Origin of the sequence: Burkholderia territorii, assembly GCF_001718335.1 — a bacterium.
GTDB classification, from domain to species: Bacteria; Pseudomonadota; Gammaproteobacteria; order Burkholderiales; family Burkholderiaceae; genus Burkholderia; species Burkholderia territorii.
Genome location: NZ_CP013365.1, coordinates 1,148,891 through 1,175,557 on the forward strand (window position 1 = coordinate 1,148,891; position 26,667 = coordinate 1,175,557).

Below are 26,667 nucleotides of genomic sequence, written 5' to 3' on the forward strand. Positions count from 1 at the left end.
GTCGCGTCGGTCGCGTCGTTCAGTGGCGTCGCGTGTCGCTGTCCGGGCCGCCCGGCGACGCCTCGTACGGCGGCGAGTCGAGCGCCGTCTCGCCTTCCTCGACCAGCCAGTACGGCGACGCGCCATAGTGCGCGTGCAGTGCCTCGGCCCATGCGGGATCGGCCATCGTCGGCCAGCGGTCCTTCTCGAAGCCCGGCGCGTCGCGCACCTGGTCGGTCGGAACGGGCAGTACGAAACAGCGGCGCTCGACGTCGAGCGTCAGCACGTTCCACGGCACCGCGAGCAGCTTGTCGCCGATCCCCGCAAATCCGCCCGACGACACGACCGCGTACGCGATCCGGCCGGAGCGGACATCGAGCATGATGTTCGTGACCTTGCCGATGTCGTCGCCGTCCATCGTCAGCACACGATCGTTTTCCAGCGTGCCGGCGGCCATCACGTCGGGCCCCGGCCCGCCGGCCGAACGGCCGCGCTTGCCGACGATGCGCGCTTGCGTGCGCGACGGTCTGTCCGTTGTCATCGCTGTTCTCCTGGTCGAAGCGGCGCGGCGCCTGCGGCGCGCGCAGCCCGGGGTTGGGCGGTCGCTCAGCGGCGGCGCGGCAGGGACACGTCCTCGAGCGTATTCGCGAGTTCGTCGCGTGCCGGGCCGCCCGCGCGCGTCGCGATGTCGCCGAGCGACACCATGCCGACGATCTTGTGGTTCGCGTCGAGCACCGGCATCCGGTGCAACTGTATGTCGGCCATCCGCTGCTGCACGTCGCCGACGCCGTCGTCCTCGATGCACCACTGCACCGGCGCCGATGCGACCGCCTTCACCGGGGTCTCGGGCGGATGCCCGTGCGCCAGCGCGCGTACCGCGAGGTCGCGGTCCGTCACGATCGCGACGAGCCCGGTGGCGTCGCACACCGGCAGCACGCCGATGTCGAAGCGCTGCATCAATTCGGCCGCATGGCGAATCGTGTCGGTGGGCGCGACGCACACCACGTCGCGCGACATGATTTCGTTGACGCGATACATGAACGCCTCCTTCGTGAGCGAGACGATGCGGGAGCAGAACGCGTGCCGCGTCCGATCGGCACGCGCCGGGCCTGCGCGGCCGCGCCACGGAGAAATTTGCCAGCCGGCTTGTACATCTTCCACGACGGCAGCCGTGGCAGGGGCGCGAGCGGCGCTCAGTGACCGACGCCCGTCATCACGACGATGGCGAGCACGACCGCGCTCTCGATCGCGGCGAGCGCCGCGACGCCCGCGGCGCCGCTGACTTCGTGCCATGCACGTTCGATGCGTTTCATCAGATCGCTCCGGTTGTGCCGGCCCGTTGCCGCGCTGCCGCGCGTCGCGGGCCGGGGTGCCGCCGTCAGCCGTGATCGCGGGGCGGTGGTGGGGTGTCGGGCGCGCGACGGTCGCGTTCGCCGGACGGCTTGGCGGGGTCGATGCGGGTCGCGCCGCCGACGGCGGGCGGATCGCTGGCCGGGAACGTCTCCTCGAGCCCTTCGTCGATGCGTTTCTCCGTCTTGTCTTCGGACGGCTTGCGCGACATGGCCAGAGGGAGTTGGCCGGCAGCCGGAGGCACGGCGTTGCGGCTGCCGGGGGCGGATGCGGTCATGATCGAACCTCCTTATGCGTACGAGGCGCGCAAGCGCCATGCCCGCGCGGCGTGTGCGGCATGACGCTTGCAGATGTCGAGACGGCCGGGCGGGCGGACATACGGGCCGCCTGCCGCCGGTATGGACGAGAGGACATCGTGATGATTGAACCCGGTGAATCCAGGAAGAGCATACGTTACGACGCGAACGTGTGCGGCGGCGATTTCCGCGACGTGCGCGAACGGTTCGACAGATGGAAGCGCGAAGCGCGGGTCCATCGGCCCGAGCGGCGCGTGTTCGACGGCAAGGACGAAGTCCGCGAGCTGAACCATACCGTCTATGCCGGGCCGGAAAGCGCGCAGCGGGCGCTCGTCGCGCGATGCGCGCCGTCCGATCCGTTCGCGCTCGCGGTGCGGCTCGCGGCCGACGGGCGCACGCTGTGGCTGGTCATGGCGGCATACGACGCGTGAGTCTCCGTGCGGGCCTCGCACCGGGCAGGCACGCTGCTTGCACACGCTCGCCGCGCCTATCGACACGCGCGAGCCGCCGCGCAGGAGTGACATGAGCACACGATCCATGCTGCACCGTCCCGAGCCGACGCCCGACGTCGATCCCGACCCGGCGCTGCCCGAGCACGACGATCCGTTCGATCCGCCCGTGCCGCCGGGGCTGCCGCAAGGCGATCCGCCGTCGCAGCCGCCGCCGATGCGAATGCCGGGCGGGATGCAGCCAGCCACGGCCGGCCGCGCGATCACTGAAAGGAGGACCATCATGGACATTCACGTGCAATCGCCCGACAAGCGCGCGATCGCCCAGGTGCTGGGCCGCTATTTCGAGTCGCGTTCGTTGCGCTATCACATCGAGGAATTGCCGGGCGGCGTGCTGCATATCGGCTTTCGCGCGAGCGGGCGGCCGGTTGCCGTCACCGTGTCGTTCGACGACACCGCCTACGACACCTACACGCACTGGGACGCGAGCCAGAAGCAGCTCGCGCTCGGGCGTCTCGCCGACGGCTTCTCGCGCATGATGGCCAGGCGCAGTCCGGCCGCGCTCGCCGGCGACTATCACGTCGAGCGTTTCTGATTCCGCAATCCTGCGCCGGTTCGTACCGGAAATCGGCAAAGTGCCCGTGCTCGACGGGCGCTTTGCGGCTTCGCGCGCGTCGCGTAGGATGTTCACAATTCAGCGCACGCTACGTTCGCGCCATCGGCTGCCTGCGGTTGCAGCCGTTCGGGCCGCGATGCGCTTTCCCTCAGGTTCGTTTCATGCAGCCGACGGAGACCACCTTGATGACCGTTGCCCGCCCGTTGTTGTCACCCGGCATTCGCCGGCTCGTGTCCGGCCTGTCGGCCTTCGCCGCGCTGGCAGTCGCCGGCGCCCGCGACGCGTCGGCGCAGACGCCGTCGCCGCTCGGCGAATGGCAATACTCGGCGGGTGTCCCGCTGCAGAAACTCTTCAGTCCGACGGTGCCGACGTGGCAGGTCAGCGTCGGCGCGGCGATGACGCTCCAGCCGCGCTACGCGGGTTCCGATCGCTACCGCCTGATGGGCGGGCCGAACCTCGACGTGCGCTATCGCGACCTGTTCTTCCTGTCGACGGGCGAGGGGCTCGGCGCGAACGTGCTGCGCGGCCCCAACTGGCGCGTGAGCCTGTCCGTAGGCTACGACCTCGGGCGCCGTTCGGCCGACGATCTCGACCATCTGAACGGGCTCGACAACATCAACGCGGCGCCGGTGATGAAGCTCGCGGCCGATTACGTGATCTCGAAGGACTTTCCGCTCGTGCTGCGCGCGGATGTTCGGCGCAGCATCGGCGGGTCGAACGGCTGGGTCGGCGATTTCTCCGCGTACATGCCGCTGCCGGGCAGCAACGAGCATTTCTTCTGGTTCGCGGGGCCGACCGTGTCGTTCGCCGATTCGCGCTACATGAACAGCTGGTTCGGCGTGAACCAGGGTGCGTCCGCGCGCTCGGGATTGCCGAGCTACTCGCCGGGCGCGGGCATGAAATCCTTTGGCGCCGGCGTGACGATGGTCTGGTTCATCAACAAGAACTGGTTCGTGACGATGGACGGCGCGATCGAACAGCTCGTCGGCCGCGCACGGCGCAGCCCGATCACGCAGCAGTCGACGAACGGCGTGTTCGACATGTCGGTGAATTACCAGTTCTGATCGGGGCCGGCGGCGCAGGCGCGCGGTGCGCGGCGTGCAGTATTTTTCGTCACATTTGATATGATTCCGACCTGTACAAACGTACAGTGATCGATCCCCGTGACGCCTGCATCGCCGACGCCCCCGGCGTTTTACTACCTGACCAATTTCGAACGCGCGCTGGCGTGGCTCGGCGAGCGTTACGACGACCTGCTCGACGCGCGCGAACACGCGTTCCTGCGGGATTTCGCGCGGCTGCCGAAAGTGTCGCGCGCGTTGCTCGTGCGGATGCTGATGCGCAGCGGCCCCGACTTTCGCGCGAGCAAGCTCGTGTACGACGAGATCGGCAGCACGCTCGACGCGGCCGCGCCGCTCGTCGAACTCGGCTGGGTCGACCCGGCGCCCGCGCTCACGCTCGACGAGCTGTTCGCGCTATCGACCAAGGCCGATCTCCTGAAGGTGTTCCCGTCGCTCGCCGCGCACGCGGGCGAGCGCAAATCCGACTGGCTCGAACGCCTGCGGCCGGTGCACGACGTCGCGCAGCCGCTCGATGCATGGTGCGCGCAGGCCGGCGATCGCGTGTTGCGCGTGACGGTCGGCGCGCTGTGCGACCGGTGGCGGTTGATGTTCTTCGGCAATCTTCATCAGGACTGGAGCGAATTCGTGCTCGCCGATCTCGGCGTGTTCCAGTACGAAAGCGTGCCGTTCGCGCCGTCGTCGCGCGCGTTCCAGCAGCGCGACGACGTCGACGCGTATCTCGCGCTGCACACGTGCCGCGAAGCCCTCGATGCGTGGCCCGACGACCTGCCGTTCGACGATCTGCTGCACGCGATCGACGCGATCGGCTGCGCGCAGCCGTGGCTCGCGACGCGCCGTGCGAAGCTGCTGTTTACGCTCGGGCAGACCTGCGAGCGGCGCGCCGACTGGGCCGGCGCGCTCGACGCGTATGCGCGCAGCGCGTGGCCGGGCAGCCGGCACCGGCGCATTCGCGTGCTCGAACGCTGCGGTCGCGACGACGATGCGCTCGCGCTGGCGCTCGAAGCGCGCGACCGCTTCGAAAGCGACGAGGAGCGCCAGCGTGTCGAGCGGATGCTGCCGCGCCTGCAGCGCCGCCTCGGGCAGCGGGTCGAACGCGCGGGCCGCGCGGCCGGCGTGCCGCGCGAGACGCTCGTGCTCGCGCGTCCGGACGAATTCGTCAGCGTCGAATACGCGGTGCGCGACCATCTCGCGCGACCCGACGCACCGGTTCACTACGTCGAGAACACGCTGATCAATTCGCTGTTCGGGTTGCTGTGCTGGGAGGCCGTGTTCGCGGCCGTGCCCGGCGCGTTCTTTCACCCGTTCCAGCGCGGCCCGGCCGACCTGCACGCCCCCGATTTCGCGCTGCGCCGCCCCGACGCGTTCGCCGCCTGTTTCGCGCAGCTCGACTCGGGCGTGTACCGCGACACGATCCGCCGGCACTACGTGGCCAAGATGGGACTGCAATCGCCGTTCGTGTTCTGGGGCGTGCTGAGCGACGCACTGCTCGACGAGGCGCTGGCTTGCCTGCCGCCCGCGCATCTGCGGCTCTGGTTCACGCGCCTGCTCGCCGATATCCGCGGCAACCGCTCCGGGCTGCCCGATCTCGTCCGCTTCTGGCCCGGCGAGCGGCGCTATGAACTGATCGAGGTGAAGGGCCCCGGCGACCGGCTGCAGGACAACCAGACGCGCTGGCTCGCGTACTGCATCGCGCACGGCATGCCGGTGCGCGTCGTCGATGTCGAATGGGCGGCCGAGGGCGTGTCGCAGGACGAAACGGCGGGGTTGTCCGCATGAGCTATGTCGTCGCGGTGCGGGCGATGTGCGAGTTCACCGCGCGGCGCGGCGATCTCGACTTGCGCTTCACGCCGGCGCCGACCGCGCTCGAGGGCATCGCGGGCCACGGCGCGGTCACGTCGAAGCGGGGCGCGCGCTACGAGACCGAGATCGCGCTGACCGGCACGTGGGGCACGCTCACCGTGCGCGGGCGCGCGGACGGCTACGATCCCGTCGCGAACCGTCTTGAGGAGATCAAGACCTATCGCGGCAGCCTCGACGCGATGCCGGCCAACCATCGCGCGCTGCACTGGGCACAGGCGAAAGTCTATGCGCACCTGATGTGCGACGCGCGCGGTCTCGCGGAAATCGACGTCGCGCTCGTGTATTTCGACATCGTTTCGGAGCGCGAGACCGTGCTGACGGAGACGCTCGGCGCAAGCGCGCTCGCCGCGTTCTTCGCCGAGCAGTGCGCGTGCTTCGTCGGCTGGGCGGAACGCGAGACCGCGCATCGCGCGGCCCGCGATGCGGCGCTGCGGGCGCTGACGTTTCCGCACGGGCAATTCCGCAGCGGTCAGCGCGAGCTGGCCGTATCGGTCTATCGGGCGGCGCGCGACGAACGGTGCCTGATGGCGCAGGCGCCGACCGGCATCGGCAAGACGCTCGGCACCGTGTTTCCGCTGCTGAAGGCATGCGGCGAGGGCGTGATCGATCACGTATTCTTCCTGACCGCGAAGACGCCCGGCCGCGCGCTCGCGCTCGAAGCGGCGACCACGCTTGGTGCCGGCACACCGGCGCTGCCGCTGCGCGTGCTGGAACTCGTCGCGCGCGACAAGGCCTGCGAGTATCCGGACCGCGCGTGTCACGGCGAATCGTGCCCGCTCGCGCAAGGCTTCTACGACCGGCTGCCGGCGGCGCGCGACGCGGCGATCGGCGCCGGGCTGCTCGATCGCGACACCGTGCGCGAGGCGGCGCTCGCGCACGACGTCTGTCCGTACTATCTCGCGCAGGAGCTTGCGCGCTGGTCGGACATGGTGATCGGCGACTACAACTATTACTACGACGGCAGCGCGATGCTGCATACGCTCGCGCAGCAGAACCAGTGGCGCGTCGGCGTGCTCGTCGACGAGGCGCACAACCTGCTCGATCGCGCCCGCAAGATGTACAGCGCATCGCTCGATCCGTTCGCGTTCGCGGCCGCGCGGGAGGCGGCGCCCAACGCACTGCGCAAGGCGTTCGACCGGCTCGCGCGCGCGTGGGGCACGCTCAATCGCGCACAGGCGGAACGCTATGCGGCGTACCCGGAGATTCCCGGCCCGATCGTGACGGCCGTGCAGAATCTCGTCGCGGCGACCGGCGAATACCTGACCGACGCGCCGCGTGCGAATGGCGACGCGCTGCTGCGCTTTCATTTCGAGGCGATCCAGTTCGGCGTGCTCGCCGACGCGTTCGACGATGCATCGATCTTCGACGCGACGCTGCACGGCGAGCCGCTGCCGCGCCAGTCCGGGCTCGACGGCGTCGCGCCGGCCGCGCGCCGGCGCCGCATCCAGTCGACGCTGTGCGTGCGCAACGTGATTCCGGCCGGCTTTCTCGCGTCGCGTTACGAAGCCGCGCGCGCGACCGTGCTGTTTTCCGGCACGCTGAGCCCGTTTCATTTCTATCGCGACACGCTCGGGCTGCCGGCCGACACGGGCTGGCTCGACGTCGACGGGCCGTTCCGCGCCGAGCAACTGACCGTGCGCGTCGCGAGCCACGTGTCGACGCGCTGGCGCGACCGCGACCGTTCGCTCGAACCGATCGTCGACCTGATCGCCGCGCAATATGCGACGCGGCCCGGCAACTATCTCGGTTTTCTCAGCAGCTTCGACTATCTCGGGCGCGTCGTCGCGCTGATGCAGGCGCGCCACCCGGACGTGCCCGTGTGGGCGCAGGCGCCCGGCATGGCCGAAAGCGAGCGCGACGCGTTTCTCGCGCGCTTCGACGCGGGCGGGCGCGGAGTCGGCTTCGCGGTGCTGGGCGGAGCGTTCTCGGAGGGCGTGGATCTGGTCGGCGAGCGGCTGATCGGCGCATTCATCGCAACGCTCGGGCTGCCCCAGGTCAACGACGTCAACGAACAGATGCGGCGCGCGATGGATGCGCGTTTCGGCAACGGATACGACTACATGTACCTGTACCCGGGCTTGCAGAAGGTCGTGCAGGCGGCCGGACGCGTGATCCGTACCGAACACGACGAGGGCGTCGTGCATCTGATCGACGATCGTTACCGGCGGCGCGAGGTGCGCGATCTGCTGCCGCGCTGGTGGCGGATCGGCTGACCTGCCGGACGGGCCGTGCACGCGCCCGCGTGAATTCTCAAAGCACGTTCAGCATCGCGAGCGCGGCTTCCTGCAGATGCGGCAGCACGCGCCGCACGGCCGCGTCGGTCGTCTCGGCCCCGATCGGCATGTTGGTGCTCAGCGCGGCGACGACTTCGCCGTGACGGTTCTTCAGCGGCACCGCGATGCCGCGCACGCCGACCTGCAACTGCTGTTCGATCACCGCGAAGCCCGCGTCGCGCGCGTGGTCGACCTGTTCGAGCAGGCGCGCCTTGTTGGTGATCGTGTGCGGCGTGAACGGCGCGAGTTCGGTGTCGTCGAGCCACGCGCGGACGGCTTCGCGATCCGGATGATGTGCGAGCAACACGACGCCGGGCGACGTCAGCGGGGCCGGCACGCGTGCGCCGAGCACGAAGCCGGTCGTCATCACGCGCGACACGCCGTTGCGGGCGATGAACACGAGCTCCCAGCCGTCGAGCACGCTCACGTATGCCGATTCGTTCAGCGATGCGCTCAGTTGCTGCAGATAGGGCTGTACCGTGCGCGGCAGGCGCGCGGAATCGAAGTAGGACCAGCCGACCCGCAGCACGCGCGGCGTGAGGCCGTACAGCTTGCCGTCGGTGTACACGTAGCCGAGCGATTCGAGCGTCAGCAGGTAGCGTCGTGCGGCCGTGCGCGTGAGGCCGGTGCGGGCGGCTGCCTGGGTGGGCGTCATGCGCGCGTGCTGGCTGTCGAACGCTTCGAGGATCATCAGGCCTTTTTCGAGGCCGGCAATCCAGTCGCGTCGGTCGAGGTCGGGCTTTTTCATTGTCGGTGCACGCAGGGCGGCGTGCGGTGTTCGCGCAGGAATGGGCGATTATCGCGCAGATCCGGAATTGCGCGAAAGCGATGGGCGACGAGGAGAGCCGAAGGCGCGGGGTGGCGCCGGCACGGCCGGTTCGAACGGGTGGCCGCTGCCGTTGTTCGTTCGGGCGCGCGCGGTGATGCGCGGAGAGAGGAGGCGCGGCGCGGACATCGTCCACGCCGCATCCGGATCGACGTTACTCGCTGCTCGTCCACTCGACGTTCGCACCGACCGAACGCAGGTTTTCGACGAAATGCGGGTGCGCGCGGCGGATCGGCAGCGCGTTCATGATTTCGGAGCGTCCTTCGATGCTCGCGGCCACCATCAGCAGCGCGATCGCGACACGGATGATGTACGGACTCTCGACGCGCGCCGGGCTCAATTGCAGCCCGCCGAAAGTGATCAGCCGGTGCGGGTCGGACAGCAGCACGTGCGCGCCGAACTTCGACAGCTCGCCCGACCAGCCGAGGGCGCCGTCGTAGACCTTGTTCCAGAACATCGCGCTGCCTTCCGCGCGCACGCCGAGCGCGATGAAGATCGGCAGCAGGTCGACCGGCAGGTACGGCCAGGGCGCGGCTTCGACCTTGGTCAGGATGTTCTGCGTGAACGGCCGCCGCACGCGCAGCGGGCCGTCGCGTTCCGCGCGCGACCAGCCATCGCGGTGCGTGACGTTCACGCCGAACTTCGCGAACGTGCGGTCGATCAACGGGAAATGCTCCGGCGACGAGTTGCGCACCGTGATGTCGCCGCCCGTGATCGCGCCGAGCGCGAGGAACGTCGCGATTTCGTGGAAATCCTCGGCGAAGCGGAATTCGCCGCCGCCGAGCTTGCCGCCGCCCGTCACGCACAGGCGCGACGTGCCGATGCCTTCGATCGCGACGCCGATCATCGCGAGGAACTGGCAGAACTCCTGCACGTGCGGCTCGGACGCCGCGTTCATCAGCGTCGACGTGCCGCTCGCCGCCGTCGCGCACAGCGCGAAGTTTTCGGTGGTCGTCACCGATGCATAGTCGAGCCAGTGATCGTTGGCCGTCAGCGGGCCGTCGGCACGGACGATCAGCGAATCGGGCGTGCGCTCGATGTGCGCGCCGAAGCGCTCGAACACTTCTACGTGCGGATCGATCTCGCGCACGCCGAGCGTGCAGCCTTTCACGTCGTTCTCGAGGCGCGCGACGCCGAAGCGTGCGAGCAGCGGCGGGATCAGCATGATCGACGAGCGCATCGCCTCGGGCAGGCGGTGAACGGCCGGATCGAACGTCGTGTTGCGATGGTGGAGATCGAGGATGCCGGTCGTGAAGTCGACCGACACGTCGCTGCCGAGCGTGCGGAAGATGTCGAGGATCTTGCGCACGTCGGTGATGTCGGGCACGCCGACGAGGCGCAGCGGCTGATCGGTCAACAGGGTGGCGCACAGGATCGGCAGGACGGCGTTCTTGTTCGCGGACGGCTTGATGTCCCCGCGCAGCGGAGTGCCGCCGTGGACGATGAGATTCGACATGATATGGGGGCGTATCGGTGACTGACGTAGGCCCATATGATGCCATTGGTCGGCGCGCGGCGTGGAATGTTCAGAAGGGAAAAAGGGCTTCTGCCCGCGGGATTGACCGTGTTTGACGTTGGGCGGGGCGATGTGCGCCTGCACGGCCGCGGATGGCCGCCGGTGCGGAAATGGCCGGCGCTTGTCGGGCCGGCCATCCGGTCAAGGCCTCACTGCGCGGCGCGCATCCGCGCGGCGACCACCAGCGAGATCAGGCAGCCCACCGCGAGATAACCTGCGACGAGGTGCCACGAGCCGCCGGCCATGCTGACCAGCGCCACCGCGATGAACGGCGTGAACCCGCCGCCGACCACGCTCGCGAACTGATAGCCGACGCCCGCACCGCTGTAGCGGTATTCGGCGCCGAACAGCTCGGTGAACAGCGGCTGCTGGACGCTCACGACCATGTCGTGCGCGGCATTCGCCAGCAGCAGCGAGAAGATCACGATCCATGCGATCGAGCGCGACTCGAGCGCGACGAAGAACGGCACCGCCGACGCGAGACCGATCAGCGCGCCGATCAGGTAGATGCGGCGCAGGCCGAAGCGGTCGGCGAGCCACGCGAAGCACGGAATCGTCACGCAGCTGACCGCGCCGACGAGCAGGCCGATGTTCAGGAACAGGTCGCGCGACATGCCGAGGTTCGACGTCGAATAGCTGAGCGCGAACGCGGTGACGATATACATCGTGAACAGTTCGGCGAGCCGCAGCGCGACGATCAGCAGGAACGCCTTCGGATGGCGCGTCAGCGCTTCCAGCACCGGCAGTCGCAGCTTGCGGTTGCCGTGCTCGACCTTCTCGACGAACTCCCGCGACTCGTCCATGCTCTTGCGGACCCACAGCCCGATCAGCACCAGCACGATGCTGAACACGAACGGCAGACGCCAGCCCCAGGCTTTGAACGCGGCCTCGCCGAGCGTATGGCTCAGGATCGACACGATGCCCGTCGCCAGCACGAGGCCGACGCCGTAGCCGACCTGCACGCCGCTGCTGTAGAACGCCTTCTTCTGCTTCGGCGCGCTTTCGACGGCCATCAACGCCGCGCCGCCCCATTCGCCGCCGACCGCGAAGCCCTGGATCGCACGCATCAGCACCAGCAGCACGGGCGCCCACCAGCCGATCGTCGCAAAGCTCGGCAGCAGGCCGATCGCGACCGTCGACAGCCCCATCAGCATGACGGTCAGCACGAGCATCCGCTTGCGGCCGAGCCGGTCGCCGTAATGGCCGAACACGACGCCGCCGAGCGGACGGAACAGGAAGCCGACGCCGAACGTCGCGAACGCCGCGAGGGTGCCCATCGTCGGGCTGATCTTCGGGAAGAATTCGGAATTGAAGACTAGGGCGGCGACGATCCCGTACAACAGGAAGTCGTACCAGTCGACAACGGCGCCGACGAAGCTGCCGATCGCGGCCTTGCGGGCCTGGCTGCGCGCGCGGGCGCCGGCGGCGGCGTCGAGGGTGTCGAAGGTGGGGGTCATGGCGATGTCTCCTGGCTCGGCGCATCGTGGAATCGTGGCGGCGCCGCGTCCGATGCTGCATTCAAATCGATGAGGTGAACGGAGAATAGGGCGCTCGGCGCACGGCGGCAATTGGCCGATCGGTCAAAGTGCGCGATTATCGTTCAGTTATGTGCGATTATCGAACGCTTTCCGGGTTTGCACTAGGCGCGACACCCATATCCCGTTCGGCCGGGGTGTGCCGCCGTGAACGATCTGGTTAAAATCGGGACCATCGAAACCTCGCCCGAATCGGGCGGACGTCCGGCCGACGCAGGCCGGGCGTGCCGCACGCGCCGGGCGTCATCCTCATCGACGCATGCCCCCGGAGACTGGAATGCCCGGCAATTCCCACCCGTTGTCCAGCGATACGCCGCCCGTTGCCGACCCGGCCGCCAATCCGCTCGGGATGGCCGGACTCGAATTCGTCGAGTTCGCGGCACCGGTGCCGGACGCGCTCGCGCAACGTTTCGAGCAACTCGGGTTCAAGGCGATCGCGCGCCATGTGAGCAAGAACGTCACGCTGTACCGGCAAGGACGCATGCAGTTCCTGATCAATGCCGAGCCCGATTCGTTCGCCGCGCGTTATGCGGAGGAATACGGAATGGGCGTCTGCGCGATCGGGCTGCGCGTGGCCAGCGCGCGCCGTGCGTTCGAGCGCGCGATCGAGCTCGGCGCGTGGGCATTCGAAGGCGAGCGGGTCGGGGTCGGCGAGCTGAAGATTCCGGCGATTCAGGGCATCGGCGATTCGCACCTCTATTTCGTCGACCGCTGGCGCGGGCGGGACGGCCAGCGCGGCGGCGTCGGCGACATCTCGATCTTCGACATCGACTTCCGGCCGATCGACATCGCGACCGCGCATACGGATGTCGAGTGCGTCGGCACGGGCCTGCAGCAGGTCGACCACTTCACGCAGACGGTCGGCGCGGGGCGCATGCGCGAATGGCTCGACTTCTACCACGACCTGCTGCACTTCCGCGAAATCCACGAAATCGACGCGCACTGGCATGTATCGGAAGAATCGCGCGTGATGGTGTCGCCGTGCGGCGCGGTGCGGATTCCGGTCTACGAGGAAGGCACGCGGCGCACCGAGCTGATGCACGCGTATCTGCCCGATCACCCGGGAGAGGGCGTCCAGCACGTTGCGCTGGCGACCGACGACATCCTGGCGAGCGTCGATGCGCTGCGCGCGAACGGCGTCGAATTCATCGAGCCGCCGGCGCGCTATTACGACGAAGTCGATGCGCGGCTGCCGGGGCACGGCGTCGATCTCGATGCGCTGCGCCGCCGCGCGGTGTTGGTCGACGGCGAAATCGACAGCGGCGGCGTGCCGCGCCTGTTCTTCCAGACCTTCGTCAAGCGCCGGCCCGGCGAGATCTTCTTCGAGATCGTGCAGCGGCAGGGGCACCACGGATTCGGGGAAGGGAACCTCGCGGCGCTGGCCCGCGCGCGCGACGCCGGTTGAGCGGCACGCGCACGAGCGCGACAGCGGAGTCAGCCTGCGCGTAACCTCACGCGCCCACGGCGGGCACGCGGTTCGGCGCCGGGTCGTTCGGCGTCTTGAGCGCGCATGCGGTGCCGCCCGGCGTATACATCGACACGACGCAGCGATTGCACGACGTGCAGCCCGACTGCGCAAGCCGGCCGTCGCGCAGCCCGTTGACGAAGTCCGGCTCGAACACGAGCGCGCGGGCGAGTGCCACCGCGTCGAATCCTTCGCGCAACGCCTGCGCGACGTTTTCGCGGGAGCGCACGCCGCCGAGGTACGCGAGCGGCATCCGGACGGCCGCGCGCACCTGCTTCGAATGCTCGAGGAAATACATTTCCCGAAACGCGCCCATCTTCGGCTCGGTGAGCTTCTGCAGCGCCATCGCGGCGCGCACGATTGCGTTGTCGGCGTTCGCGCGCGCATCGCCGGGCAGCGGGCTGCCAAACAGCTGCCACACCGACTCGACGTTCATCCCGCCGCTCAGCACCAGCAGGTGCGCACCCTCGGCCTCGAGCCGCCGCGCGATCTCGCACGCATCGTCGGCGGTTCCGCCGCCGCGCACGCCTTCGGTCACGCCGATCTTGCAGACCACGGCGAGATCGCGGCCGACCGCGTCGAGCACGCGCCCCAGCACCTCGGCGGGAAATGCCGCGCGGCGCGCCGCGTCGCCGCCGTACGCGTCGCGACGACGGTTGTACAGCGGCGACAGGAACTGGCTCAGCAAATAACCGTGCCCCATGTGGATCTCGACCGCGTCGAAGCCCGCGTCGCGCGCATGTCGCGCCGCCCGTGCGAATTCGTCGGCGATCGCGGTCATCTCGTCGCGCGTCATCGCCTGCTTCAGGAAGCGGCCGCTCATCACGCCGACCTTGTTGAAGCCGCCCGACGCGCTCAACGGCCGTTTCGTCGACAGCGACGGCAAGAACGTGAAGCAGCCGCCATGCGTGATCTGCGCTGACGCCGCCGCGCCGTGACGATGGACCGCGTCGGTCAGCGCGCGGAATTGCCGGACCGTCGGCGCATCGAGGCGCGCCTGGTCGACGAACGTGCGGCCGTCATCGCTGACCGCGCAGTACGCGACGGTGGTCAGCGCGGCGCCGCCTGCGGCGATGCGCTCATGAAACCCGACGAGCGCGCGCGACGGCACGCCGTTCGGCGTCATCCCTTCGTTGGTCGCGGATTTGATCACGCGGTTGCGCAGCGTCAGCGGACCGATCTGCAGCGGGCTGAATACGGTTTCGAGCGTGGCGGGTTCCATGTCGGGCGGGCGTCGGAATGGGCACGCCGACCATTGTGCTGAGCCGGTGCGGGGCCGCATCGTCCACGTGGACGACCCGCGGCCGCACCGCCTACTCGGCGGCAGCCAGCTTGCGCGCCTGCCGACGCATGCCGTCGAAGATCGCATCGGCCACGTCCGCCGGGAAATCCGCCGGAATCAGCGACGCGACGGCGGCGATCACCGGTTCGGTGCGCGCCGCCACATCGGCCATGGCCGCGCACACATCGTGTTCGGTCAGACCGACGCGCGTGCCTTGCGCGATCCAGTGACGCGGCTGGATGTCGCCGATCACGTAATGGCGATTCTTGCCGCACACGGCCATCGCGAGCCGTGCGCGTCGCGGCGACAGCTGGTTGCGCCGCGTGCCGATGATCGGATGCGCGGACAGCACGTCGTACAACGGCGTGCTGCGATACGTGTTGCCCGGCAGGTGCGCGATGCTGAAATTCTTCGCGTGGCCGTCGATGGCCGCGAGTACCCAGAACACGAGTTGCGTGACGAAGAAATTTCGCCGATCCAGTGCGGCATCGGCGGAATTCGCGAGGATGCCCATGATCGTCGCGATCCCCGGGCCGCCGTCGGATTCGTATTTGGCGCCCGCCGGGGTGCCGGTCGCCTGGCACATGTCCTCCTGCGGCAGCCGCAGGATCCACGTGCCGTCGCGGGACGGGCGGCGGTCGAAGCGCTCGACGATCAGCGCCTTCTGGTCGTCGAACCGTCCGATGTCGCACGCGGCAACGGGCAGCCCGTACGCGGCGACGATCTTCGAGCACAGCCATTCATTCTCGACCGACGTGCGCATGTCGGCCTGCATGTTTCCGACACGTCCCAGCGGCAGCTTGAAGATGTGCGTGGTCGGCGTGCTGCCAGCCGGCAGCAGCCAGCGCTTGCCGTTGCGTAACAGCGCGGTCTTTTCCTGCGCGCCGGCGATCGACAGGCGCAGTTCGCCGTCCGGCTCCGCGTGGCCGGGCAGCGGCGCGGCGGTCGCGTGGCGCAGCACGTCGGCGACGGCCGCGTCGTCGAGCGCGGTACCGTCGATCGATTCGAGGTCGACCGGGGTTTCGTCCGGCGGCAACAGCTGCAGCGCGCCGACGCAATCGCGGCCGATCGACGCGAGCAGTTCGAACGGCGCCGTCGACCCGAGCCGGTAGCGCTGCGCGATGCGGCGGCGGATGGGCTGGCTATCCGGCAGCAGGTTGTCGAAGTAATCGGCGACGATCGCGCCCTGGTGCGGCTGGTTGCCCGGCGTGAACGGCAACGACAGCGACAGCGGACGCCCTTGCGGATCGTCGACCCACGCCGGCAGATAGACGAGGCGCTCGACGCCGCGCCGGACTTCCCAGTATCCGACCGGGATGCCGTTCATCCACAGGTCGAGGCGGTCGTGGCGGGGACGGCGGCCCATCGTCACCAGTCCTCCCGCGTGCGGTTTCGGGATTTGGCCGGCGCTGCCGCAGCACGCCGTTTCCGCGCGGCGGCGGGTGGCGCCTTCGCGGCGGCCGGCGGGCGGGCCGGCACGTCCGGCGAACCGGAAGTAGCTGAGGACCGACCACGCGCGGCCGATGTGCTGCTGCGCGCTGGCGTGGTGGCGTCGGGCAGCGCTGTATCGTCCGGGGTGCCAGGCACGAGCGTCAGGCGAACGCCGAGCACGTTCAGCACCTTGAAAAGCCGTTCGATGCTGACCGCGGACGGATTGGCTTCGAGCTGCGCGTACGACTGTTGCGTCACGCCGAGGCGGGCGGCGAGTTGCGCCTGCGTGAGCCCCGCCGACTTCCGGAAGCCGACGAGGATCGGGCGCAACTGGCTCAGGGTCTGGACAGGGAATGCCATGGGCTCTCCGCGAAACGACAGGCGATCGCTTGTAATCGAAAAATACAGTCTATGGTATGTATCGTCAAAATACAAACGGTAGACTGTAATTACAAAAAACAAGCGATAACCTGTTGAGCGAAAGCCCGTGGATCGGCGAACGGACGGGCGGCCCGTGCTAGCCAGCCCGGCTTCACGCCGCCCGCAGCGCGCTCGCGTCGGCGGCGCGCGCGCTTTCCGGATCGTCGTCGCCGAGCGGGATGAACGCCATGATTTCCAGATCGTGCCCCGACAACGCCGGCAGCCGGAACGGACTCGACAGCACGTTCAGCCGCCGCACGCCGAGGTCCCGCAGGATCTGCGATCCGATCCCCGTCACACGGCCGTCTCGGCGTGCGTGGCCGGCGGGCGTTCGCATCGCGTCGCCGCGCATGTCGCAGTCGAGCAGCACCGCGACGCCGCAGCCGGCCGCATCGATCCGCTGCAGCGCCGCGTGCAGCGGCCACGAATGCGCGGACGGTTCCGCGTCGAGCAGGTCGAGCAGCGAATGGCATTCATGCACGCGCGTCAGCACGGGCGTCGACGGATCGGGCTCGCCGCGCACGAGCGCCAGATGCGGCGCGCCCTGCACGGTGTCGCGATACTCGATCGCGCGGAACCTGCCCCACGGCGTATGCAGCGGCCGCTCGCCAACGCGTTCGACGAGCGATTCGTGTTCGCGGCGGTAATGGATCAGATCGGCGATCGTGCCGATCTTCAACCCATGATGCGCGGCGAACGCCTTCAGCTCGGGCAGCCGCGCCATCGTGCCGTCGTCGTTCATCACCTCGCAGATCACGGACGCGGGCGTGAGCCCGGCAAGCGCCGCGAGATCGCAGCCGGCCTCGGTGTGCCCCGCGCGCACCAGCACGCCGCCCGGGCGTGCCGCGATCGGAAACACGTGGCCCGGCTGCACGAGATCGTCGGGGCGCGCGCCCGCACGGACCGCCGCGCGGATCGTCCGCGCCCGATCGGCTGCGGAAATGCCGGTCGTCACGCCTTCGGCAGCCTCGATGCTGACGGTGAACGCGGTGCCGAACGGCGTGCCGTTGCGATCGGCCATCGGCGGCAGACGCAGCTGCTCGCAGCGCTCGGCGGTCAGCGTCAGGCAGATCAGCCCGCGCCCGAAACGCGCCATGAAGTTGATCGCGTCGGGCGTCACGTGATCGGCGGCGATCACGAGGTCGCCTTCGTTCTCGCGATCCTCTTCGTCGACGAGCAGGACCATTCGTCCCGCGCGCAACTCGTCGACGATTTCGAGCGTCGTGGCGAGCGTCATTGCGCCTCCGTCGCATCGAATGCGCGACGCAGCGCGTCGGTGCCGAAGCTCAGCACGCGATCGGCCGCATCGACCGCGCCGAGCATGCTCGCGAAGCCGTGCAGTTGCCCCGGCCAGCGCACGAGCGAGACCGGCGTGCCGGCCTGCGCGAGACGCAGTGCATACGCTTCGGCCTCATCGCGCAACGGATCGAACTCCGCGCTCACGATCGTGGCCGGCGCCGCGCCCGACAAGTCCGCCACCGCGAGCGGGCTCGCGAGCGGCGATGCGCGCTCGGCGCCGTCGTCGAAATACTGGCGCTTGAACCAGCGCATCGCGTCGGCCGTCAGGAAATAGCCGTCGCCGAGCGATTCGTACGACGGATGCTCGGTCGCGCAATCGACGACCGGATACAGCAGCAACTGGTGCGCGATCGCGATGCCCGACCCGCGCAACTGCAATGCGGCGACCGCAGCAAGATTGCCGCCCGCGCTGTCGCCGGCCACGGCGAGCGCGCCGGCCCGTGCGCCGAGATCGCGCGCACTGGCCGCGGCCCAGCGCACGGCATCGCATGCGTCCTGAGCAGCCGCCGGGAAGCACGCTTCCGGTGCGAGCCGGTAGTCGACCGACAGCACGAGCGTACGTGCCCGCGCGGCAAGGCTGCGGCACACGTTCGCGTGGGAATCGATACCGCATGCGACGAAGCCTCCGCCGTGGAAAAACACGGTCAGCGGCAACGCCCCGTCGGCATCGGGTCGATACAGTCGTGCGGACAACTGACGACCCGGTGCCGGGATCCGCCAGTCCTCTTCGGCGGCGACCGCGTCGCCGGGCGCGAACGCGCTGCCTGCGGCGAGGCTCGCGCGGTACGCAGGCACGGTCAGTTGATCGAAATCGATCGCGGGCGCTTGGGCGAGCGCGGCGAGCAGCGCTTGCGCCTGAGGGTCGAGCGGCATTGGAACTCCTGTCTGAATCGGATGCGGTCTGAATCAGGTAAACCCGCGTCGCGGTTTTCCCTGAGGCCGCGCCGGACGCTTGCCGGAACGGCCTGACGGGCATTCCAGCGCAGCGGGCAGGGCGCCACATCATCCGATCGGACGATGGATCGCGCGTCCGATTGGCCAAAGCTCACCATTCAGTGAATGTCCCGATGACGTCCGAATTAAGACGCGTCTTAATCATGGCGGCGCGGATGAATCGCACCGGACACAAGTTGCATGGAGGATGGAGCGTGCTGATGGAGACGAGATGGGCTCCGCAAGAGAGCCAGTCAACAAGTGAGGAGGCCGGCATCGGCGTCGCGGATTTCAGCGAACTGATGGCGCGCATCTACCAGGGACCGTTGGAAACGCCGCCGTGGGCGGGGGCGCTCGAGCTGGTTCGCCGGTTGCTGCAGGCCAACTACGTGACGCTGATCCTGCGCGCGGCCGCGAGCGATCGCCGCGCGCCGCTGTCCGTGCATGCGTCGGAATTCGGCCCGGTCGTGCCGGGTGACGGCGAGGCGTCGTACAACAATTACTACTATTCGCTCGACCCGTTCGTCGGCCTGCCGGCCGATCGCGTGGTCACGGTGGATGACGTGTTCGGCGATACGGGCTGGCTGTCGAGCGAGCTGTACAAGCAGTTCCTGAAGCCGCAGGACGTGCGCTATATCCTCGGCGCCGATCTGCGCACGCCGTCGGGCGTCGAATGCCGCTTTCGTGTGTGCCGCAACCATGCGTCCAAGCAGTTCTCCGCGCGCGACAAGGCGATCTGCGCGCTGCTGCTGCCGCATCTGAAGCGGGCGGTCGAGCTGCATTCGCGGCTCGACACGGCCGAGGTCGAACGGTCGATCTACGCGAACGCGATCAACCGGATGCAGATCGGCACGATCACGCTCGACGAGAACGGCACGATCATCGACATGAACAGCGTCGCCGACGAGATCCTCAAGCAGAACAACGGTCTGACGATTGCGCGCGGCACGATCGAGGCGACCGATGCGCAGGAGAACCGCACGCTCAAGCGGCTGATCCGCCATGCGGTGATGGGTCATCACGGCACGGCGGCGGCGACCGTCGAGGCGATGCCGATCACGCGCAGTTTCGACAAGCCGCGTCTCGGGCTGCTGGTGCGCACCGTGCTGCTGTCGGACTGGTCGGAGGACAACAAGCGCCGGCCGGCAGTCACGCTGTTCCTGCGCGACCCGGACCGCAAGCCGCAGGGCGCGCAGGAAATCATCCGCAAGCTGTTCGACCTGACGCCGGCCGAGACGTCGCTCGCGCTGCTGCTGACGAACGGGCTGACGCTCGAAGAGGCGGCGGAGGAGTCGGGGATCAGCAAGAACACGGCGCGCACGCACCTGCGCGCGATCTTCTCGAAGACAGGCGTGACGCGCCAGGCGACGCTCGTGCGGATCCTGCTGGGGAGCGTCGTGCCGCTCGGTTGAACGGGGCGGTACGTCGATCGCGTGTGGATTCGTTCGCTGATCCATCGACTGCGGTTGGCGGTGCGATGTGATGCGTTGCGCTGCGCCGCGGCGATCGCTGCATCATGAAGAAGAGGCTCGCGCGGTGCGAGCCTCTTTCGTTTCATGCGCTCTCACTGGGCGGGCGTCGAACGTTTCAGTCATTGCGCATCACGATGCCGCGCGCGTCGTGACGACTCTCGGAGCCGCTTGATGATCCAGAAGAGGTCGGCGCACCGCGCCTCATTCGAAAATCACGAAGCGCAACCGATAAATCTCAACATTATAGAAATAATGTCAAACCACATGCCGAGGATAATTGGATATCTAACGGTTTACGTTATATTATTTACGAAATTCTCAACGTGACCTGCCATGTCCGACCTCGCCGCCGACGAATCCCGCTTGACCGCCGAAATCGACCGCCTGAAGGCCGATTTCCCGAAAACCCGCGAGCTGTATCGCGAGGTCTGCGCGTTGATGTTCTTCCGCTTCGGCATCACGCCCACCGCGAACCGCCTTTACCAGCTCGTGCGCAAGGGCAGCATGAGCACGCCGACGGCCGTCCTCGCAGAGTTCTGGGCCGAGTTGCGGGAAAAGAGCCGCGTACGCATCGAGCATCCCGACTTGCCGGCCGACCTGCAGGCGGCGGCCGGTGATCTCGTCGCCGCGTTGTGGAGCCGCTCGACTGCCGATGCCGCCGCAGCGCTCGATGCGCTACGCGCCGAAGTCGAAGCCGAGCGGGCGGCGGCGAAAGCGGAAGTCGCCGCATTGCAGGCCGACCTGTCCCGCACCGAAACCGCGCTCGAGCACCGCACGAGCGCGTTGCTGGCGGCCCAGGTGCGCATCCAGGAACTCGAGCAGGCGAGGGCGGCCGACGACGCATCGCGCCGCGCGTTGCAGGCGGAGGTCGAACGGCTGAAGTCCGACAATGCGGACGCCGATCGCGCGCTGGCGCAAGCGCGCGCCGATTTCACGTCGCAGCTCGACCGGTTGCGCGACGACGCCGGCCGCGCCGAGGAACGCCTGCGCGCATCGGAGAAACGGGCGCTTCAGGAGATCGACCGCGAACGGCTCGCGGCCGCTCGCGTTCAAAAGGAACTCGACGCGGCCGCGATGCGCGCCGAACAGCGCGAGACGCAGCACCGCAAGGATCTCGCGGCGCTGCAAGGGCAATTGGCCGATGCGCAGCGCCGCTGCGCGGTGCTCGAAGGCCAGCTCGACGGCATGCGCGCGGCCAACGTCGCGTATGTCGGCGAGCTCGATGCATTGCGGGCCGAGCGCGCATCGCGCACCGTCGTGCGCAGGGCGCCTGGTCGCTCGGCGGGCGGCGGCCTGCGCGTCGCGAAACCGGTCGCCAGGAAGCGCGTTCCCAAACCCGCGTGACATGGGCGCCACGGTGCGGCCACAACGCATCCGCGGCATGGCGCGATTCGGGTAAAGTGCGGCTCAACTTGCCGGCTCGACGTTGCTAGACGACCGGTCTAATCGTTGCTAAGATACGCCATCATGAATGCATCTTCAGGCGCGGAAGTCCGCCAGCACATCCTGAATATCGCGAAGCCGATCATGCTCCACAAGGGGTTCTCGGCGGTCGGTCTGAACGAGATACTCGCCGCGGCGGGCATCCCGAAGGGCTCGTTCTACCATTACTTCGGCTCGAAAGAGGCGTTCGGCGAGGCGCTGCTCGAATCGTATTTCGAAGGCTATCTCGCGCATCTCGACAACCTGCTCGGCCATCAGGCCGGCACGGGCGCGCAGCGCCTGATGACGTACTGGGGCAACTGGCTGCACACGCAGTGCGCGGACGATCCGGAAGGCAAGTGCCTCGCGGTGAAGCTCGGCGCGGAAGTGTCCGATCTGTCGGAGTCGATGCGCGCGGTCTTGCGGCGCGGCACCGGCCAGATCATCGAGCGGCTCGCGGGCGGGATCGAGGCCGGGCTGGCCGACGGTTCGCTGAGCGGCGTCGACGATCCGGCGCATACGGCGGCGATTCTCTATGAATTGTGGCTGGGTGCCACGCTGCTGGAGAAGATTCACCGAAACCGCAAACCGCTCGAACGCGCGATGCTCGAAACCCGCCGGATGCTGAATCTGCCGTCCATCGAGCCAGACGGAGCGCAGTCGTAACGTGGGCGCGCGCAGGCGCGCCTTGTTTTTTGGATGGATGCTAGACGACTGGTCTACTTACGCTGAAATCCCGTTGTTTGAATAGCGAGGGGCGCGGCTCCGTCGGCCGAATTTCCGGCACGGCACGCAGCCTCGCGCATCACGGTTGTCCAGGTTGATCCGTTCGTGCCCCGTGCACGTCCCTTCCCGTTGACGGAGGTCCCATGCCGCAAAGCAAGGCAGCAAACCGCAGAATCATCCTGAACGCGCGCCCGGTCGGCGCGCCTACCCCGAACGACTTCCGTATCGAAACCGGCGACGTGCCGGTGCCCGGTCCCGGCCAGGTGCTGTTGCGCACGGTCTGGCTGTCGCTCGACCCGTACATGCGCGGCCGGATGAGCGACGCGCCGTCGTATGCGCCGCCGGTCGCGCTCGGCGACGTGATGGTCGGCGGCACGGTCAGCCGTGTCGTGGCGTCGAACCTGCCCGCGTATCGCGAAGGCGACCTGGTCGTCGCGGGCGGCGGCTGGCAGGACTATTCGCTGTCCGACGGCAGCGATCTCATCGCGCTCGGCCGCGACTTCCCGCATCCGTCGCACGCGCTCGGCGTGCTCGGCATGCCGGGGTTCACCGCTTACACCGGGCTGCTGAAGATCGGCGAGCCGAAGGCCGGAGAAACCGTCGTCGTGGCCGCCGCGAGCGGAGCCGTCGGCGCGGTGGTCGGCCAGATCGCGAAGCTGAAGGGCTGCCGCGTGGTCGGCGTCGCGGGCGGCGCCGAGAAGTTTGCGTACGTGAAGGGCACGCTCGGCTTCGACGAGTGTGTCGATCACCGCGATCCGCAGTTTGCCGCCAGGTTGAAAGAGGCCTGCCCGAACGGCATCGACGTCTATTTCGAGAACGTCGGCGGTGCCGTGTTCGATGCGGTGTGGCCGCTGCTCAACGATCATGCGCGCGTGCCGGTGTGCGGAATCATCGCGCATTACAACGACGCGGCGTACGACGACACCGCGGTATCGGGCGGCCGCGACCGCGTGCCGGCGCTGATGGGCACGATCCTGCGCAAGCGCATCCGGATGCAGGGCTTCATCATTCTGGATCACTATGCGACCGGCTATGCATCTTTCCTGAAGGAGATGAGCGAGTGGGTCGCGCAGGGCAAGGTGAAGACGCTCGAAGACGTGGTCCCCGACCTGGCCGATGCACCGCAGGCACTGATCGGCTTGCTCGCCGGCAAGAACTTCGGCAAGGTCGTCGTGCGCGTCGGCCCGGACGAGCTGGCCTGACACCGGCGCAACACGACACACGACGATTGCATGCTGGCGTCGCGAGACGCCGGCTTGTGGCATGCTCGATTCCGTTTCGAAAGGAGTGACAAGATGGCGCTTCACGTGATTGCTTCCCTGTTCCTGAAACCCGAACACGCGCAGGCCGCCGAGGCCGAATTGCGTGGCATGGTCGCCAAGACACGCGTCGAACCGGGCAACCGGCGCTACGACCTGTTCCGCGAGCAGGACGGTTCGCCGAACCTGCATCTGTACGAGATCTACGACGACCAGGCCGCGTTCGACGCGCATCTCGCCAGCCCGCATTTCACGGCATTCCGCGTGAAGTCGGCCGACTGGTTCTCGGCACCGCCCGTCATCAAGGTGCTGTCGGGCATCGACGTGGCCGAGTGACGATGCAGCACCGCCGTCGCGGCGCGTTCCCGCCCGCGCCGCGCGGCCGCCGTCACGCATGACGCGACGGCAATGACAACGACAACGCGGCGCAGCGTATCGATCGCGCCGTTCCCCCAATACACAGGCTCCGGAGTCTGAATGGTCACCCTCAATATCAATGGCGAGAACCGCACGGTCGATGCGCCCGACGACATGCCCCTGCTGTGGGTCCTGCGCGACGTCGTCGGCCTGACCGGCACGAAATTCGGCTGCGGGATCGCGCAATGCGGCGCTTGCACCGTGCATCTCGACGGCGTCGCCGCGCGCTCGTGCGTGCTGCCGGTCGCGGCCGTCGCGGGCCGCAGGATCACGACGATCGAAGCCGTCGGTGCGACGCCGGCCGGCCAGAAGGTTCAGCAAGCGTGGCGCGAGATCGACGTCGTCCAGTGCGGCTACTGCCAGTCCGGGCAGGTGATGGCGGCCACGGCGCTGATCGCGTCGAACCCGAACCCGAGCGACGCGGACATCGACGCGGCAATGGCCGGCAACATCTGCCGCTGCGGCACGTACAACCGGATTCGCGCGGCGGTCAAGCAAGCCGCGAAGGGGGCGTGACATGTCGCGAGGACTCATCGAAGCAGGGAAGGCCGCCGGGAAAGCGGCTGGCGCGGGCGTGTCGCGCCGTTCGTTCCTGAAGGCGGGCATGTCGCTCGGCGCGGCGGCGGGCGGCGGCTTGCTGCTCGGTTTCAGCATGCCGGCAGCGGGCGATGATGCACGGCGCTCGGTGATCGGCGGCGATGCGGACGAGAATGCGCGCGCCGGCGTCTTCGCGCCGAATGCGTTCGTGCAGATCGACCGCAGCGGCAAGGTCACGCTGGTGATGCCGAAGGTCGAGATGGGGCAGGGCGTCTACACGGCGCTGCCGATGCTGATCGCCGAGGAACTCGAAGTGCCGCTGTCGAACGTCACGCTCGACCATGCGCCGCCGAACGAGAAGCTGTTCCTCGATCCGCTGCTCGGCGGCCAGTTGACCGGCGGCTCGACGTCGGTGCGCTACGCGTGGGAACCGCTGCGCCGCGCGGGTGCGACCGCGCGCACGCTGCTGGTTTCCGCGGCGGCCAAGCAATGGAGCGTCGATCCGGCCACCTGTGTCGCGGAAAACGGCGAAGTGCGGCATCCCGCGAGCGGCCGGCGCGCATCGTACGGCCAGCTTGCGGACGCCGCGTCGAAGCTGCCGGTGCCGAAGGACGTCGCACTGAAGCAGCCGGCCGACTTCAAGTTGATCGGCAAGCCGGTGAAGCGGCTCGATTCGCCGGAGAAGGTCGACGGCACCGCGCAGTTCGGGCTCGACGTGCGTCTGCCCGGCATGCTGTACGCGGTGATCGTGAACAGCCCGGTGTTCGGCGGCACGGTCGCGAGCGTCGACGATACGGCCGCGCGGAAGATTCCCGGCGTGCGCCAGGTCGTGCGCGCGGACAACGCGGTCGCGGTGGTCGGCGATCACACGTGGGCCGCGAAGCGCGGCGCGTCGGCGCTCGTCGTGAAGTGGAACGAGGGCGCGGGCGCGAAGGTATCGACCAAGGACATCGTCGCCGATCTCGCGCAGGCTGCCGCGAACGGAAAGGGCGCCGTCGCGCGCAAGGACGGCGACGTCGGCCGCGCGTTCGCGAATGCGAAGACGCGCATCGACGCAGTCTACGAACAGCCGCTCCTTGCACACGCAACGATGGAGCCGGTGAACTGCACGGTGCACGTGCGCGGCGACGGCTGCGAGATCTGGGTCGGCACGCAGGTGCCGACGCGGGCGCGCGACACGGTGCAGCAACTCACGGGCCTCGCGCCCGACAAGATCGTCGTGCACAACCACCTGCTCGGCGGCGGCTTCGGCCGGCGGCTCGAAACGGACATGATCGGCCAGGCGGTGAAGATCGCCAAGCAGGTCAACGGGCCGGTCAAGGTGGTCTGGACGCGCGAGGAAGACATCCAGCACGACATGTATCGGCCTTACTACTACGACCGGATTTCCGCCGGCCTCGATGCGAACGGCAAGCCGATCGCGTGGCAGCACCGGATCGTCGGTTCGTCGATCCTCGCGCGCTTCGCACCGCCCGCATTCAAGGACGGCGTCGATCCCGACGCAGTTGAAGTCGCGACCGACCTGCCGTACGACCTGCCGAACCAGTTGATCGATTACGTGCGGCAGGAGCCGCGTCACGTGCCGACTGCATTCTGGCGCGGCGTCGGCCCGACGCGCAGCACCTTCGTCGTCGAGAGCTTCATCGACGAGCTGGCCGCGCAGACCAAGACCGATCCGGTGCAGTATCGCCGCGCGCTGCTCGGCAAGACGCCGCGCGCGCTGAACGTGCTCGACGTCGCGACGAAGGCGGCCGGCTGGGGCACGCCGCTGCCGAAGGGGCAAGGGCGCGGCGTATCGGTGATGCATGCGTTCGGCAGCTTCTTCTCGATCGTCATCGACGTCGCGGTGGAGGGCGGCGAAGTGCAGGTCAAGCGTGCCGTGTGCGCGGTCGACTGCGGAATGGCCGTGAATCCGGGCACGATCGAGGCGCAGGTGCAGGGCGGCATCATCTTCGGGATCACGGGCGCGCTGTATGGCGAGATCACGATCGAGGACGGCCGCGTCGTGCAGAGCAACTTCACCGACTACCGGATGATGCGCATCAACGAGACGCCGCCGATCGACGTGCATCTGGTGAAGAGCGCCGAGGCGCCCGGCGGAATCGGCGAACCGGGGACCGCCGCGACCGCGGCGGCACTGTCGAACGCGATCTTCGCGGCGACCGGCACGCGGCTGCGCAAGCTCCCGGTCGGCAATCAACTGAAGACGGCCTGACGGGAGC

At 68.4% G+C, this 26,667-nt stretch carries 24 protein-coding genes; 13 read left to right on the forward strand and 11 right to left on the reverse strand.

Annotated features, from left to right (window positions below):
* Positions 1-19: 19 nt before the first annotated feature.
* From WS51_RS05140 to WS51_RS05150, 3 genes are all read right to left on the reverse strand, one after another.
* Positions 20-520 carry a PRC-barrel domain-containing protein gene (locus WS51_RS05140; RefSeq protein WP_059450280.1) on the reverse strand — a complete coding sequence of 167 codons (501 nt, stop codon included), beginning with the start codon at positions 518-520 and terminating at the stop codon, positions 20-22.
* A gap of 65 nt (positions 521-585) precedes the next feature.
* On the reverse strand, positions 586-1,017 hold the full coding sequence (locus tag WS51_RS05145) for a CBS domain-containing protein (protein WP_059507398.1): 432 nt from the start codon (positions 1,015-1,017) through the stop codon (positions 586-588).
* Between the two features lie 340 nt (positions 1,018-1,357).
* Positions 1,358-1,606 carry a hypothetical protein gene (locus tag WS51_RS05150; RefSeq protein ID WP_059507399.1) on the reverse strand — a complete coding sequence of 83 codons (249 nt, stop codon included), beginning with the start codon at positions 1,604-1,606 and terminating at the stop codon, positions 1,358-1,360.
* 141 nt (positions 1,607-1,747) lie between these two features.
* On the opposite strand from WS51_RS05150, the gene WS51_RS05155 reads away from it, so the two are divergent.
* The 5 genes from WS51_RS05155 (at position 1,748) to WS51_RS05175 (ending at position 7,845) form a co-directional block, all read left to right on the forward strand.
* Positions 1,748-2,056: a hypothetical protein gene (locus tag WS51_RS05155; RefSeq protein WP_059507400.1), complete on the forward strand. Its 309-nt coding sequence runs from the start codon at positions 1,748-1,750 to the stop codon at positions 2,054-2,056.
* A gap of 301 nt (positions 2,057-2,357) precedes the next feature.
* Positions 2,358-2,669 carry an ATP-binding protein gene (locus tag WS51_RS05160; protein ID WP_059507401.1) on the forward strand — a complete coding sequence of 104 codons (312 nt, stop codon included), beginning with the start codon at positions 2,358-2,360 and terminating at the stop codon, positions 2,667-2,669.
* Positions 2,670-2,875: 206 nt separating this feature from the next.
* The gene (locus WS51_RS05165) at positions 2,876-3,754 is read left to right on the forward strand and encodes a MipA/OmpV family protein (protein WP_069229130.1); all 879 of its coding nucleotides are present in this window, start codon (positions 2,876-2,878) and stop codon (positions 3,752-3,754) included.
* 99 nt (positions 3,755-3,853) lie between these two features.
* Positions 3,854-5,548, forward strand: a complete 1,695-nt coding sequence (locus WS51_RS05170; RefSeq protein WP_069228706.1) for a VRR-NUC domain-containing protein — start codon at positions 3,854-3,856, stop codon at positions 5,546-5,548.
* Positions 5,545-7,845, forward strand: a complete 2,301-nt coding sequence (locus WS51_RS05175) for an ATP-dependent DNA helicase (RefSeq protein ID WP_069228707.1) — start codon at positions 5,545-5,547, stop codon at positions 7,843-7,845. The genes WS51_RS05170 and WS51_RS05175 overlap by 4 nt, the downstream gene beginning before the upstream one ends.
* Before the next feature lie 37 nt (positions 7,846-7,882).
* Here WS51_RS05175 and WS51_RS05180 read toward each other — a convergent pair whose 3' ends face one another.
* The 3 genes from WS51_RS05180 to shiA all read right to left on the reverse strand — a co-directional run bounded on the left by WS51_RS05180 (position 7,883) and on the right by shiA (position 11,704).
* Entirely contained in the window at positions 7,883-8,653 is a 771-nt protein-coding gene (locus WS51_RS05180) for an IclR family transcriptional regulator domain-containing protein (RefSeq protein ID WP_059507405.1), read from the reverse strand.
* A 232-nt stretch (positions 8,654-8,885) separates the two neighbouring features.
* Positions 8,886-10,187 (reverse strand): UDP-N-acetylglucosamine 1-carboxyvinyltransferase, encoded by a 1,302-nt coding sequence (locus tag WS51_RS05185; protein ID WP_069228708.1) that lies wholly within the window; start codon positions 10,185-10,187, stop codon positions 8,886-8,888.
* Between the two features lie 209 nt (positions 10,188-10,396).
* The gene (shiA, locus tag WS51_RS05190; RefSeq protein WP_059541188.1) at positions 10,397-11,704 is read right to left on the reverse strand and encodes a shikimate transporter; all 1,308 of its coding nucleotides are present in this window, start codon (positions 11,702-11,704) and stop codon (positions 10,397-10,399) included.
* A gap of 355 nt (positions 11,705-12,059) precedes the next feature.
* Here shiA and WS51_RS05195 point away from each other — a divergent pair, with 355 nt between their 5' ends.
* Complete coding sequence (locus WS51_RS05195; protein ID WP_059450290.1) at positions 12,060-13,187, forward strand: 4-hydroxyphenylpyruvate dioxygenase family protein; 1,128 nt, start codon at positions 12,060-12,062, stop codon at positions 13,185-13,187.
* Between the two features lie 46 nt (positions 13,188-13,233).
* On the opposite strand, the gene WS51_RS05200 is transcribed toward WS51_RS05195, so the two are convergent.
* From WS51_RS05200 to WS51_RS05220, 5 genes are all read right to left on the reverse strand, one after another.
* A complete protein-coding gene (locus tag WS51_RS05200; RefSeq protein ID WP_069228709.1) occupies positions 13,234-14,469 on the reverse strand; it encodes an NADH:flavin oxidoreductase in 1,236 nt (411 codons plus the stop codon).
* A gap of 91 nt (positions 14,470-14,560) precedes the next feature.
* A complete protein-coding gene (locus WS51_RS05205; RefSeq protein WP_059804730.1) occupies positions 14,561-15,895 on the reverse strand; it encodes a type II toxin-antitoxin system HipA family toxin in 1,335 nt (444 codons plus the stop codon).
* A gap of 2 nt (positions 15,896-15,897) precedes the next feature.
* The gene (locus WS51_RS05210; protein ID WP_069228710.1) at positions 15,898-16,320 is read right to left on the reverse strand and encodes a helix-turn-helix domain-containing protein; all 423 of its coding nucleotides are present in this window, start codon (positions 16,318-16,320) and stop codon (positions 15,898-15,900) included.
* 172 nt (positions 16,321-16,492) lie between these two features.
* Positions 16,493-17,617: a bifunctional 3,4-dihydroxy-2-butanone-4-phosphate synthase/GTP cyclohydrolase II gene (gene ribBA / locus WS51_RS05215; protein WP_059450294.1), complete on the reverse strand. Its 1,125-nt coding sequence runs from the start codon at positions 17,615-17,617 to the stop codon at positions 16,493-16,495.
* Positions 17,614-18,552: an alpha/beta hydrolase gene (locus tag WS51_RS05220; protein WP_069228711.1), complete on the reverse strand. Its 939-nt coding sequence runs from the start codon at positions 18,550-18,552 to the stop codon at positions 17,614-17,616. Before WS51_RS05220 ends, ribBA begins: the two co-directional genes overlap by 4 nt.
* A 281-nt stretch (positions 18,553-18,833) precedes the next feature.
* Between WS51_RS05220 and WS51_RS05225 the strand changes: the two genes are divergently transcribed.
* The 7 genes from WS51_RS05225 (at position 18,834) to WS51_RS05255 (ending at position 26,660) form a co-directional block, all read left to right on the forward strand.
* Positions 18,834-20,024 carry a helix-turn-helix transcriptional regulator gene (locus tag WS51_RS05225; protein WP_059450296.1) on the forward strand — a complete coding sequence of 397 codons (1,191 nt, stop codon included), beginning with the start codon at positions 18,834-18,836 and terminating at the stop codon, positions 20,022-20,024.
* A gap of 393 nt (positions 20,025-20,417) precedes the next feature.
* On the forward strand, positions 20,418-21,428 hold the full coding sequence (locus WS51_RS05230) for a DNA-binding protein (protein ID WP_059804737.1): 1,011 nt from the start codon (positions 20,418-20,420) through the stop codon (positions 21,426-21,428).
* Positions 21,429-21,551: 123 nt separating this feature from the next.
* The gene (locus tag WS51_RS05235) at positions 21,552-22,172 is read left to right on the forward strand and encodes a TetR/AcrR family transcriptional regulator (RefSeq protein WP_059507413.1); all 621 of its coding nucleotides are present in this window, start codon (positions 21,552-21,554) and stop codon (positions 22,170-22,172) included.
* A 203-nt stretch (positions 22,173-22,375) separates the two neighbouring features.
* Positions 22,376-23,434, forward strand: coding sequence for an NADP-dependent oxidoreductase (locus tag WS51_RS05240; protein WP_069228712.1), 1,059 nt, complete (start codon positions 22,376-22,378; stop codon positions 23,432-23,434).
* A gap of 93 nt (positions 23,435-23,527) precedes the next feature.
* Complete coding sequence (locus tag WS51_RS05245) at positions 23,528-23,827, forward strand: putative quinol monooxygenase (protein ID WP_059450300.1); 300 nt, start codon at positions 23,528-23,530, stop codon at positions 23,825-23,827.
* 141 nt (positions 23,828-23,968) lie between these two features.
* Positions 23,969-24,424 (forward strand): (2Fe-2S)-binding protein, encoded by a 456-nt coding sequence (locus tag WS51_RS05250; protein ID WP_059467966.1) that lies wholly within the window; start codon positions 23,969-23,971, stop codon positions 24,422-24,424.
* A 1-nt stretch (position 24,425) separates the two neighbouring features.
* Entirely contained in the window at positions 24,426-26,660 is a 2,235-nt protein-coding gene (locus WS51_RS05255; RefSeq protein WP_059944364.1) for a xanthine dehydrogenase family protein molybdopterin-binding subunit, read from the forward strand.
* The last annotated feature ends 7 nt before the right edge of the window (positions 26,661-26,667 follow it).